A 12502-nucleotide genomic window follows, 5' to 3' on the forward strand; every position below is an offset into this window, starting at 1 on the left:
GCGCGATTGCATCAATGACTTTCTGGCGGAGATCATAACTGTAAGGTTTAGCCATAGAGGAGAAAAGTTTAAGGGTCTTTCTCTATTCTATGTCCTAATCGCCCTGGCGATTGCTATATTACAGTTGAAACCAGATGATCATCTAGCTTGGGGTAATCGAGGGATAGCTTTACGTCAGTTAGGAAGGTTGGATGAAGCGATCGCATCCTATGACAAAGCTTTACAGTTGAAACCAGATGATCATCTAGCTTGGTATAACCGAGGGAATGCTTTAGGTAACTTAGGACGGTTCGATGAAGCGATCGCATCTTTTGACAAAGCTTTACAGTTGAAACCAGATGATCATCTAGCTTGGTATAACCGAGGGTGTGCTTTAGGTAACTTAGGAAGGTTCGATGAAGCGATCGCATCCTACGACAAAGCATTACAGTTGAAACCAGATGATCATCTAGCTTGGGGTAATCGAGGGATAGCTTTACGTCAGTTAGGAAGGTTGGATGAAGCGATCACATCCTATGACAAAGCATTACAGTTGAAACCAGATGATCATGAAGTTTGGAATAACCGAGGGATAGCTTTAGGTAACTTAGGAAGGTTGGATGAAGCGATCGCATCTTTTGACAAAGCATTACAGTTGAAACCAGATGATCATGAAGTTTGGAATAACCGAGGGATAGCTTTAGGTAACTTAGGAAGGTTCGATGAAGCGATCGCATCTTTTGACAAAGCATTACAGTTGAAACCAGATGATCATGAAGCTTGGGTTAACCGAGGGACAGCTTTAGGTAACTTAGGAAGGTTGGATGAAGCGATCGCATCTTTTGACAAAGCATTACAGTTGAAACCAGATGATCATCAAGCTTGGGTTAACCGAGGGGCAGCTTTAGCTAACTTAGAAAGGTTGGATGAAGCGATAGCATCTTTTGACAAAGCATTACAGTTGAAACCAGATGATCATGAAGCTTGGCATAACCGAGGGTTAGCAGCAAGTTCATCAACCGCAAGTGAAGGGGAAATATTACGGGTAGAAAGTCAATTTATAGATAGACTTCAATTTGAATTAACCGACGCTTCCAGACAGTTAATTAACTATTTTCAATCCCTAGAAATAGGAGATTTTCCTGATCTCATTGCCTTCTTAAAACAACCCAACTCAGACAAATTAATACAATTTCTCTATCAATCTCAACTACAATCAATTTCTCGGTTGAACCCTGAATTAAATATACGGGGATACGAAGGACAATTAATTAGTTATCGCTACCCCTTAAATAAACATATTTATCAAGACAGTCACCCGGAAGGATGGGGATATTTACATCATAAAATTGGGGTGGCGCAATATAAACACCAAGAATATGATAACGCTATTAATAGTTATAATTTTGCCTTAGAAACCTTAACCCTTGAACAGTTCCCGGAATTACGGTTAGAAGTGATTCAAGATTTAGTTAAAGTTTATTTAGCAGTGGGAGATAAAGACAAAGCCGATGATTATTTATTCCAAGGATTAAATTTACTCAATCAATTATTAGATAAGGTTCCCATTGAAGACGAAAACCAAAGATTAAGACTAGAAGCTAAATTTTTAACCTTTCGTCAACTCACCGTTAATGTTCTTTTAGAAAAAGGAGAAGTTATCGAAGCATTACGCAACGCAGAATTAGAGAAAAATCGGCGTTTAACTCATATTTTAGAAGGATATAAAACGGAAAATCAACTAGAAACAGAATCTAATATTTATCCCAGTTATGAACAAATACAAACGTTATTGAACCCTGAGAAAGCAATTATTTACTGGTTTAATAGTCCAATGGGAATAATTACTTTCATTATCAAACAAAACGAATTAATCCCATTAAACCCAACGCCAACATCAAACTCAAATCTTGAACAATGGATAAAAGAATGGGACAAAGATTATCAAGACTATAGAAGTAAAAAAGATAAAGAAATAGAAGATAAAAAAGAGCATCCTTGGCGAATTAATATAAGCGATAGTATAGAAAAATTAAAAGAAATATTAGGTATTTCTGAGATAGAAAAGGAATTAGAAGACATTGAAGAATTAATCTTAATTCCCCATCAAGACTTACATAGATTCCCCTTACATTATCTATTTAATAAAAAAAATTGGACAATATCTTATCTTCCCAGTTTACAAATAGCTTTAAATTTACAACAAAAACAACAACAATTAAACAATAATCAAAAAGAATCATTATTAAGCATAGAGAACCCCAGAAGAGATTTAGTATTTTCTGAAATAGAATCTGGCATAATTAACACATACTTTGCTACAATAAAATCATCCATAATCACTATTGAGGAATTTAAAAATGCTATTCCTAACCATAATCACCTTCATTTTACCGGTCACGGTTATTATCTTTTTGATGATCCCGAAAGATCAGCTTTAGAATTTGAAAATGAAAGTAAGCTAACTGCTTATGATATAAGTCATCTTAATTTTAATTCCTATGAATTAATAACCCTTTCTGCTTGCGAAACAGCCTTAAATGGAAAGCAAACCATTAACAGTGAATATGTAGGGTTAGTTAGTGCATTTCTCAAGAGTGGTGCAAACTGTGTTGTTAGTACCCTCTGGACTGTTGATGAAGCTTCTAGCGCATGGTTAATGATTTATTTTTATCAACAATATCGTGCAGGAATTGCCCCAAAAATTGCTCTAGAAAATGCACAAACTTGGTTGAAAAATGTGACTAATGAAGAATTAATTATCTGGCTAACTGAACTTTTAGAATATGGGAAAAGTAAACAAGTTAATAGAAATATTCTGGATTTAATTGAAGATGAAATTAACAGCAATAAAAAACAAAATCCCAATAGTCAACCTTATGAACAGCATTATTATTGGTTAGGATTTATTGCCCATCAATTATAAATTATGATAAAATAAAAATAGCTAATCCTACTTGTTAGGAGAAAACCATGAGTCAACCATCTAAACCACTAAAACCCAGTCAAAAAAGAAGCTTAGACGCTTTAAAAATTGCCATTCAGAATGTTGATGTTGAGCAACTTCCTGAAGATTTAAGAGAAAAAATCAAAAGAATTGAAATAGAATCATCAAGAAATAATTATCAATTTATTGATGAAATAATAGCATTAATACAAAATATTTCTGATTTTAATGCTGCTTACAAAAAAGCTAGACAGGAATTAGCAGACGAATATAACAGTCAAGAAAAAGATAAAATATCAAGTCCTTATCCTTCAAATTATTCAAGTTACAACACATCTAATTCTAGTGCAAAAACTAAGCAAAAAATTAATCCTAAAGAATTATTTATTTTGCAAGAATTAGAAAACTATCCATTGACACTAGAAGACCTAAAATATCGTTTAAATTTAAAGTCAGAGGAAGTTCATCAAGTTGTCAAAAAACTATGGAATGAAAGAAAAATAAATACCCTTTCTGGAAGCATTTGGTATAATCTTTTACCTATTACTAAAAGAGGAGAATTACCTGTTGAGAAGGATGACTCAGAAACCTATTTTACTGTAACATCCCTTGGTAGATTACAACTGAGTAAATCAATGAGAGATCGTTTATAAAACTAATGCAAGATAATTCTAATCATCTATCAACCCTGATTCCTTATATTATTTTAGGCATATTTCCAGGTATTATTAATGCTTATAATGCTTGGCAAAAATTCAAAAAAAAATCTCGCTTATACATTTTTTTTCAACCCTTAAGAACATTTCTATTTTGGGTTTGGTTATTTATTCATATTTTGGTTCCTGCGCTTATTTATTGGTGGCTATTTATCACAACTTGCGTCGAAAAACCTAATATTGATCTAAATTTTTTCTTTAAGGTACTAATTTATGGGATATGTTTTTCTTCATTATTTACCAACATAGAAAAAATGGCCTTAATACCTGTAAATCTAAGTATTTTAGTTGATTGGATCAATAACTTATTAGAAGATAATTTACGTTCAAAACAACGAGTAAAAACAGCAAATTTTTGGAGTGGTTTACAACAAGAACTAGAAAAGTTAAAACCAAGGAATTTATCAAAGGGACTTGATTACCTTGAAAATTATTATTTTGTACCACCTTTATACGAAAAAGAAGAATGTACAAAATTGCAAAATAGGTTATCAGAAATTCGACAAGAAAGAGATCGTAAAAGTAAATGTAAAAGATTAGTAAATCAATGTTTTAAAGGAATTATTCCTCGTCAAGATTTACCAGAAATTTTAAAAGAATTTAAACTTTCCCCTGAAGAAAATAAATATTTTTAACAGTCTTCATCTTGCAAATTAAGGTAAATATTTTTGAACAACACTCCAACAGCAAATGATCAGCATTATGTTAACCTGAGTTAGATATAAGGAAATTTATAGACAACCTTTCAAAATCAAGAGTCTTAAACCCTAATTATCTAATGGAAAACACTCCAACTCCGAACTCCGAACTCCGAACTCCGAACTCCGAACTCAGGTTGTTAAGTTTTGCTAAATTTGACAGTTAGGTGACGATATAACTGTATAGTAATAAATCGAAGTAGAGATCACAGCAGTCGTTTGATGGCTGAGGACAGAAGTAGTAATTTTTCTCTAAAGTCTAACGTCTGAGTATTAACAAGAGGTATTGATCATGAGTAATAACTTAGCCCAGAAGCTTCGAGAAGGAACAAGTCACTCCCACACCCTAGCAGAGAATACAGCGTTTACCAAGTGTTTTCTCAAGGGTATTGTAGAAAGAGAACCTTTCCGTAAACTTTTAGCTGACTTTTATTTCTTATATTCTGCTCTAGAAGAAGAATTAGAACGTCATAAAGATGATCCCATAATTAGTAAAATATATTTCCCCGAATTAAATCGCAAACAAAACTTAATACAAGACCTAGAATACTACTATGGAGAAAATTGGGCCGCCGATATTTTCCCTTCAGTTGCCGGTCAAACTTATGTAGCAAGAATTCGCGAAGTTTCTCAACTTGAACCTGCCTTATTAGTTGCCCATTCTTATGTACGTTATATGGGTGATTTATCCGGTGGTCAAAGCTTAAAAAATATTGCCCGTTCAGCCTTAAAATTACCTGAAAATCAAGGTACTCAATTCTATGAATTTGAGCAAATTTCTACCCCAGAAGCAAGACGAGAATTTAAAGGAAAATATCGTGATGGTTTAAACGCTTTACCCATCGATGAAACCATAGAACAAAAAATAATTGATGAAGCCAATAATGCCTTTACATTAAACCGTGATGTAGTCCACGAATTAGAAGCTGATGTTAAAGAAGCAATCGGCGATCATGTGTTTGAATTAATCACCCGTCAAGAAATTCCTGGGGCAACAGAACATCCTCATGGTCAGGGTCATCCCCAGAATTTAGTGATTGCAGAATAAAGCATCAAACCTATTTTATTCAAGGGAAAAAGTCAGCAAAATGAACAAAAAAGTTGCTGTTTTGATTAGACTGACTTTCCCCTTTTTTTGTGAGCTATCCTACATAATTTTTAAACCATTGAGAGGCTAATTAAGACCATGACCTTAGCAGCTAAAACTATTGAATTTGATCAAAATTTAATCAAAAAATACGACAAATCTTTACCAAGATATACCAGTTATCCTCCTGCAACAGAACTGAAAACAAAAGTAGGGGAACTAGAATTTCGGGCTGGAATTGCCGCAGGAAACCACAAAAAAACCCCTATTTCTCTCTATTGTCATATCCCTTTTTGTGAAAGTGCTTGTTACTTTTGCGGTTGTAATACTATTATTACAGGGAACAAAAAAGTTGCTCCTCCCTATTTAGAATATTTAATTAAAGATATAGAAAGAACCGCAGAACTTATTTCTGATAAACGTAGTGTTAATCAAATTCATTGGGGAGGAGGAACCCCAAACTACTTAAATCAATCCCAAATTGAGGAGTTATTTAATACCTTAGTTAAAAACTTTAATATTGACAAAAATGCCGAGATATCCATTGAAGTTAACCCCCGATATCTTGACCGCAATTTAGTATTTTTCTTGAGAAACTTAGGGTTTAATCGTATTAGTTTTGGTATTCAAGACTTTGACCCCAAAGTACAGAAAGTGATCAACCGTATTCAACCCGAAGAAATGTTATTTAATGTTATGGGTTGGATGAGAGAAGCTGAATTTGAAAGTGTCAACGTTGACCTTATTTATGGACTGCCTTATCAAAATAGACACACCTTTAAAAAGACAGTTGAAAAAACCATAGAATTAGATCCAGATCGCATTGCTGTGTTTAACTTTGCTTATATTCCTTGGATTAAACCAGCGCAAAAAAATCTCCCCGTTGATGAACTTCCCGATGCGTCAGAAAAATTAGCAATTTTGCAAATGACCATCGAAGAATTCAACAATAATGATTATGTATTCATCGGAATGGATCACTTTGCCAAAGCAAATGATGAATTAGCGATCGCCCAAGCAGCCGGTGATTTACACCGTAACTTCCAAGGATACACCACCAAACCAGAATCCGATCTTTTCGCCTTTGGCATGACATCAATTAGTATGTTACACGATGTTTATGTACAAAATCATAAGAAGATCAAAGACTATTACAAAATCTTAGATGAAGGACATTTACCCATCGAAAAAGGCGTAACCTTGAGTAAAGATGATATTATTCGTCGTGCCGTTATTATGGAATTAATGTGTCAATCTGAACTCTATAAAGATCGCATTGAAGAAAAATATAATCTTCATTTTGATCTTGATTTTGACGAATATTTTGCACAAGAATTAATCGATCTTAAGCCTTTAGAAGCTGATGGATTAATCCATTTACATAGCGATCGCCTAGAAGTTACCAACACCGGCCGCTGGTTAATCAGAAATATTGCTGCGGTATTCGATCCCTATCTAAAAGGACGCAAAGAACAGTCCTTTTCTAAAGCCATTTAATAGAGGTTTTGGGGGAAATCATCCCCCAATTTCTAACTTGAATAAATCAATCAGTAATCAGCAATCTAAATTTTTAAGATTATTTTACGACATAGACAAATGATCGAGATCCAGTTGATCACTCTCAATATATTCTTTTGCAGTCATATCTTCTAAACTTATGACTAAACCCTCAATAGACTGAAAACGTCCAGATTCAGGTAATAACTTTAACCATTTTTGTTGCCACTCATACCATTGAGTACCATTAAAATCATCTTGTTCTTCTTCACGAATAAAATAAAACATTAGTTCAAGATTATCATCATTCCAAGAAGGTCTTGCACTAATTCTAATTTCTCGCAAAGCGCGTAAAGCTTTTCCTTCATCACTCCTTTTTTTATGCTTATCTTTCATTCTTTCTTGAAACTTACGAGCAAGTTTAACAAAGTCATTTGGAAAAGCAACACGTATTCTTTTTCTTGCTATAGCTTGTCTCAATAGTCTTTTTTGTTCATCAGTTACACAACCTTGCTGCCGATCCCATTGTAAGATCAATGCTTTTTCCACTGTCATGACCCGATCCAGATCAGCTACTAAGTTTTGGTCAGCAACTCCTTCTATGTAAGCGTATTGAGGTATTTTTGCTTTTTTTACATCATTAATATTAATTTTTTCAGCTTTGGTTTCTACCAAAGGTGCAACTTCTAAAAAAGGACGATCATGACATCGGCGTACAATATCACAAGTTTGTGTAATGATCACTAGACCCCTCACTTCAGATTCTACCAGATCAATTTCTTCGTCTTCTTCTAAACTTTCTGGATCAGATAAATTTTTTGAATCAGATGTCAGGGGACATTGAGGATTAAATCGATGAACAAACAAGTGTTCTCCTAAGACAAAATCTCCTTGAGACCATTTTTCTAACTCATTGTTGATGAGATCAATCTGATTGTTTTCCACTGCGATTTTGACGACTCCTTAATACTTTAGCCGGTCTAGAACGCCCAACATCATTATGAATAGGATCTTGTAAAGCATCAATTAACACCTCTGGTGGCAAAGGTTTACGAGCTAACCGCTCCTCTTCAGACAAAGGTGTTAGTTGCGGTGTTTTGGGTGGATTACCAGGCCCAAGATGCCCCCTTACTTTATCATATTCTCCTGATATTAATTGGTCTAAAAGCACTTCTCCATCAGCATTAGGACTCAATAATAACTTACGATTAATACTTGCACTGCCTCGATTAATATATCTAATAACTCCAAGCAATCTATTTAATTTCTCTTCATTATTACTAGATAAAGGCTTCCCACTTGCCCAAAAATGAAGACTCCGACGTGAAACATTAAAGAGTTGAGCAAGTTGCTCCCATGTCAATCCACTGGTTTTTCTGAGTTCATTAATCGCTTTTTGACTATCTTCAAAAAGACGAGGAGCTTTCTCTGGAACAACGATTCCGTTATTAGTGCTTTCGGAAATAGCAAATAAGTTTTGAAGCACAAGGTTATCATATCCAAAACTACTAGACTCTGCTAAACCAGTAATCACTGTAAATGATTTCTGGGGATTTATTGAGCCAAAAGTAGATGTTCCAATGTCAGAAAACGGATATTTTGGACGGTCAAGCATAGAGTTACTCATTTTTCACCTCCAAAGTGACTTAGAAATTCATCGGTTACTGACCATCTAAAAAAAGTATAGATTCTTTCAGAAAATCGTTTTGTATAATCCAAAATCTTTTCAACTTTAAATTCCTGATTCTCTGAAATAGACATATCTAGGTCAAGAATCCAACTCGGTTCATCAATAGGCTCTATTGTATTAGGATCAAAAGTAGAATTACTTGGAATTAAACCCCACCGTGCTAAAAGTTTTTCGTTTGTATTAGGTAACTGAAACAGAGATTCATTATAAGTTTGAAGAATATGTTCTTTAAATATTGATGTTGAAATATTAGTTAATTCTGGTATGACTAAATTAGATATATTTTTTACATTATCACCTGTTAAGCGATCAATATATCTGATACCGATGCGCTCCACAAGATTGGGTTTAATATATTCACTAACTGCCGTTAAAATTTCTTTCATTCTTTCTAGAAAATCTTGGCGACTAATGTAACTTACCGTATCTAAGGCTATAAAATTGGATGATAATGACACTCGCCAGTCATTATTTATATCAGTAAACCACCAGATAACATCTGATTGTGATGGAATTAGTTCCTTTCTTTGATTGTCAAAAGTGAATTGATGATTTCGTTGCTGCTGTAGGTTGGGGTACTTTGCTCTAATAGCTTCCTGAAATTGAGCAACAAATTCCTTATTCTCCACGGAAAGGATTTGTGAGAACCTTACTTGTCCTAACACACGCACTAGAGGCGCATTAGTTAAATGAACCTCTGAAGGAGTTGGATCTATTAGTGGGTTATTCTTAATGTCAACCACTTCGGACATTTTAGGCTATTTCTCTCTGATTATTGGGTTTTATTAGTTAATAGAAGACAATCACTAATGACAGAACTGTTCTGTATCTTCATTGTATGGCAAGATTGTGAAATAGCAAGTGAAGTTTAAGAATTGTTCTATTTAATTTTTTTATTAATGCTCCCTCGACCCTTTACTCATCGACTTAAACAACATTGATGATTTAATCACCCATGTTATGCCCTTAGAAAAGATTAATGATGCTTTTGATTTGATGCACCAAAGAAAATCAATTCAGAGTGTGATCATATTTTGAAACAAAACTAAACCTGACAGGGCAAGAAATTTAAGAAAACTAAACCACTTACCGCGCCAGGCTTTTATCCAGTTATGATGAGTGTCAAAACAAACTGATAATAACTATCTATTTCTTGATATTACGAGCCATATCACGGAACATATCCATGCTAGTATCAGCTTGGCGACGTTCTGTGTTAACAGGAGTTGTGCTTTGAGAATTGTTGTTTGACTGAACTTGCTTAGGAGTAATATTGTTACTTCCTGCTTTTTTCTTCTCTAAAGAAGAAATCTCTTGAACTAATTCACCACCCTTAGCAAAAGTACGCTTAATTGTAATGGGTTTACGCATAAACTCGGTGTCACCAAGAGTTTTAGCTGCATCATTATCCAAGAAAAATGCTTCCTTTTTCCGGGGTTGAACTGGGGTAGTATCTTGTTGATCAACAAATTTTGCTTTACGACCGCTAAACAATCCTAAAAATCCTGCCATTGCTTTGTTTTCTCCTAACGCTTTTATGAGTAAAGTGTTTCTATATGTTACAGTCTATCAAAAAATATTAAAAAATTTCAGCAAAAAGAACAAATTTGTGATTTTTTTGATCAACTTATTCAGCGAACCTAGTGAGACGTTCAAAAGCATGATCAATTAACCCCGTCTCCCCTAGTAAGCGAGTATTAGCCCCGGGACAGATATAATGAAGAGTATCAGGGGAAAAGCGATGGCATAATTGAGCAACACTTTGCAGTTGACGACCCCAATGAAAGGTTTTATCCAACTTCAGAGGAACCGGATCGCCCTGGCGATCGGGCAGTAAATGTCGTCCCGTGAACAATACGCCCTTGTGTCGTTGCCAATATAGACAAGACGATCCCGTAGAATGGCCAGGAGTCCAAATAACCCTGATAGTTTCCGCGATCGCCATTTCTTTCTCAAAAGAAGTGACAGTCATAGTCGGTAAAAGATAAGCCTCTTGTTCTTGAATAATGATGCTACAATTCAAAGCTTGCTGCCAAGACTTGAGAGAGGGACTAATACCCCCACGATGGGTTAAAAACAGCCATTTAACCCCACCTTTTTGCCCCAGAAAATTTAGATAATCATCGTGATAAACAGGACAATCTATCAAGACGTTACCAGACTTTTCTACAATGAAATAGGAGGTTACTCCTAAAATCTCTCGATTAGGGGCAAAAGCAAATAAATCTTCCAGTAACAGGCGAGGAGGTTTAGGACTTTTAATAGTGTTTACATTCATTTCTGTCAACAACTTCCCTACAATAGAATATGGGGGCTATTTCTTTATTATTCCTCAATAGGTTAATTATCCCTAGAAAGAAGCATCCTTAACATCAAGTTCAACTGTCAATATGTGGTTACTTTTACTATTATTAGGCGCATTTACATACTATCTCGCCCAGAAAACCGTTGCCCCTATTACTCGCACCCCCCTGTGGATTATTTGGTTAGTAATGATTATGCCGGCGGTAGTCTGGACGATTTGGTATGAAATCAATGGGGAGAATCAACCCATGCCTGTTCTGTGGATCATCATCCCTTTGATGATTTGTTTTCCCCTCTATGTTTGGTTGATTCAACGAGGTAAAATTCCTGCTTCGGATCAACCCAAAGAAAAGATTCAAGACTCACAGCCAAAACTCCAACACTTAGAACAACCCTCTCAAGACACTGAGACAGTCCCCCCGATCACAGCTACCGAAGAAAAATCTTTACGAGATTGTTTTCCTTGGGGAGTCTATTACCTACAAAATCTAGATTATCGTCCCCAAGCAATTCTTTGTCGAGGAAAACTACGTACCGCCCCTGAAAAAGCCTATCAATCTATTAAGAAAAACATTGAACAAGTTTTTGGCGATCGCTTCTTAATTCTCTTTCAAGAAGGATTACAAGGAAAGCCATTTTTTGCTTTAGTTCCTAACCCTTGGGCAAAAAGCGAAAGCGAAAAAGATAATAATAAAGAAAAATTAAAACGTCCTTTATTTGCTTTAGGGTTATTATTATTCACCTTATTGACCACCACTTTTATTGGTGCAGTTGCCATTGTAGGAGTTGCCCAAGAAAACTTTAATACAGATCCTAGTCTCTTGTTAAAAGGACTTCCTTATAGTTTAGGCTTAATTGCCATTTTAGGGATTCACGAATTAAGCCATTATTTTACCGCCGTTCGCTATAAAATTGTCACAACTTTACCCTATTTTATTCCCATTCCTTTTTTCCTGGGAACTTTTGGAGCATTTATTCAAATGAAATCTCCAGTTCCCCATCGTAGAGCTTTATTTGATGTAGCCGTTGCTGGCCCATTAGGTGGTTTTATTGTTACTATTCCTATCTTATTATGGGGAATTTCTTTATCAGAAATAGTTCCTATACCTACTGGTGAAAATGCTTCTTTACTAAATGTTCAAGCCCTTGATCCAAGGTTTTCTTTCCTCTTTGCTGTTTTAGTTAAATTGGTATTAGGCAGTAGCTTTGTAGCAGAAAAAGCCCTTCACCTTCATCCATTAGCAGTGGCTGGGTATATCGGATTAATTGTAACAGCACTTAATTTAATGCCAGTGGGACAATTAGATGGGGGTCATATTGTTCATGCCATGTTTGGTCAAAAAACGGCCATTGTTGTCGGTCAATTAACTCGCATTTTTATGTTAGTTTTAGCGATGATGCGACCAGAATTTTTAATTTGGGCAATTCTCTTATTTTTAATGCCAATCATGGATCAACCAGCACTTAATGATGTTACAGAATTAGACGATATTAGGGATTTTGTTGGTTTATTTTCTTTAGCTTTATTAATAGTAATTTTATTGCCTGTACCTGGTGCAGTTAGTCAATGGTTACAATTTTAAT

11 protein-coding genes are annotated in these 12502 nt (G+C 35.0%); 6 read left to right on the forward strand and 5 right to left on the reverse strand.

Annotated features, from left to right (window positions below; genetic code table 11):
• The 5 genes from QNJ66_RS05880 to hemN form a co-directional block, all read left to right on the forward strand.
• Positions 1–2905: CHAT domain-containing protein (locus tag QNJ66_RS05880; protein ID WP_300503942.1), on the forward strand; the 2905-nt coding region annotated here is incomplete at its 5' end.
• A gap of 47 nt (positions 2906–2952) precedes the next feature.
• Positions 2953–3579 carry a hypothetical protein gene (locus tag QNJ66_RS05885; protein ID WP_300503943.1) on the forward strand — a complete coding sequence of 209 codons (627 nt, stop codon included), beginning with the start codon at positions 2953–2955 and terminating at the stop codon, positions 3577–3579.
• A gap of 5 nt (positions 3580–3584) precedes the next feature.
• The gene (locus QNJ66_RS05890) at positions 3585–4277 is read left to right on the forward strand and encodes a hypothetical protein (protein WP_300503945.1); all 693 of its coding nucleotides are present in this window, start codon (positions 3585–3587) and stop codon (positions 4275–4277) included.
• A gap of 355 nt (positions 4278–4632) precedes the next feature.
• Entirely contained in the window at positions 4633–5388 is a 756-nt protein-coding gene (locus QNJ66_RS05895) for a heme oxygenase (biliverdin-producing) (RefSeq protein WP_300503947.1), read from the forward strand.
• Positions 5389–5526: 138 nt separating this feature from the next.
• Positions 5527–6924 (forward strand): oxygen-independent coproporphyrinogen III oxidase, encoded by a 1398-nt coding sequence (gene hemN, locus QNJ66_RS05900; protein ID WP_300503948.1) that lies wholly within the window; start codon positions 5527–5529, stop codon positions 6922–6924.
• 84 nt (positions 6925–7008) lie between these two features.
• Here hemN and QNJ66_RS05905 read toward each other — a convergent pair whose 3' ends face one another.
• From QNJ66_RS05905 to QNJ66_RS05925, 5 genes are all read right to left on the reverse strand, one after another.
• Complete coding sequence (locus QNJ66_RS05905; protein WP_300503950.1) at positions 7009–7869, reverse strand: hypothetical protein; 861 nt, start codon at positions 7867–7869, stop codon at positions 7009–7011.
• Positions 7850–8551: a helix-turn-helix transcriptional regulator gene (locus QNJ66_RS05910; RefSeq protein WP_300503952.1), complete on the reverse strand. Its 702-nt coding sequence runs from the start codon at positions 8549–8551 to the stop codon at positions 7850–7852. Before QNJ66_RS05910 ends, QNJ66_RS05905 begins: the two co-directional genes overlap by 20 nt.
• Entirely contained in the window at positions 8548–9366 is an 819-nt protein-coding gene (locus tag QNJ66_RS05915) for a TIGR04255 family protein (protein WP_300503954.1), read from the reverse strand. The genes QNJ66_RS05910 and QNJ66_RS05915 overlap by 4 nt, the downstream gene beginning before the upstream one ends.
• Before the next feature lie 394 nt (positions 9367–9760).
• On the reverse strand, positions 9761–10126 hold the full coding sequence (locus tag QNJ66_RS05920; protein WP_300503955.1) for a hypothetical protein: 366 nt from the start codon (positions 10124–10126) through the stop codon (positions 9761–9763).
• A gap of 115 nt (positions 10127–10241) precedes the next feature.
• Entirely contained in the window at positions 10242–10892 is a 651-nt protein-coding gene (locus QNJ66_RS05925) for an MBL fold metallo-hydrolase (protein WP_300503956.1), read from the reverse strand.
• A gap of 112 nt (positions 10893–11004) precedes the next feature.
• Here QNJ66_RS05925 and QNJ66_RS05930 point away from each other — a divergent pair, with 112 nt between their 5' ends.
• On the forward strand, positions 11005–12501 hold the full coding sequence (locus QNJ66_RS05930; RefSeq protein ID WP_300503958.1) for a site-2 protease family protein: 1497 nt from the start codon (positions 11005–11007) through the stop codon (positions 12499–12501).
• The last annotated feature ends 1 nt before the right edge of the window (position 12502 follow it).

Origin of the sequence: Crocosphaera sp. (genome assembly GCF_030064895.1) — a bacterium.
In the GTDB taxonomy this organism is placed as follows: domain Bacteria; phylum Cyanobacteriota; class Cyanobacteriia; order Cyanobacteriales; family Microcystaceae; genus Crocosphaera.

Excerpts from the sequence above, each read along its gene's own strand:
- QNJ66_RS05885 (WP_300503943.1), top strand. The coding sequence starts at position 2,953 with ATGAGTCAACCATCTAAACCACTAAAACCCAGTCAAAAAAGAAGCTTA.
- QNJ66_RS05890 (WP_300503945.1), top strand. The coding sequence starts at position 3,585 with ATGCAAGATAATTCTAATCATCTATCAACCCTGATTCCTTATATTATT.
- QNJ66_RS05895 (WP_300503947.1), top strand. The coding sequence starts at position 4,633 with ATGAGTAATAACTTAGCCCAGAAGCTTCGAGAAGGAACAAGTCACTCC.
- hemN (WP_300503948.1), top strand. The coding sequence starts at position 5,527 with ATGACCTTAGCAGCTAAAACTATTGAATTTGATCAAAATTTAATCAAA.
- QNJ66_RS05910 (WP_300503952.1), bottom strand. The coding sequence starts at position 8,551 with ATGAGTAACTCTATGCTTGACCGTCCAAAATATCCGTTTTCTGACATT.
- QNJ66_RS05915 (WP_300503954.1), bottom strand. The coding sequence starts at position 9,366 with ATGTCCGAAGTGGTTGACATTAAGAATAACCCACTAATAGATCCAACT.
- QNJ66_RS05920 (WP_300503955.1), bottom strand. The coding sequence starts at position 10,126 with ATGGCAGGATTTTTAGGATTGTTTAGCGGTCGTAAAGCAAAATTTGTT.
- QNJ66_RS05925 (WP_300503956.1), bottom strand. The coding sequence starts at position 10,892 with ATGAATGTAAACACTATTAAAAGTCCTAAACCTCCTCGCCTGTTACTG.
- QNJ66_RS05930 (WP_300503958.1), top strand. The coding sequence starts at position 11,005 with ATGTGGTTACTTTTACTATTATTAGGCGCATTTACATACTATCTCGCC.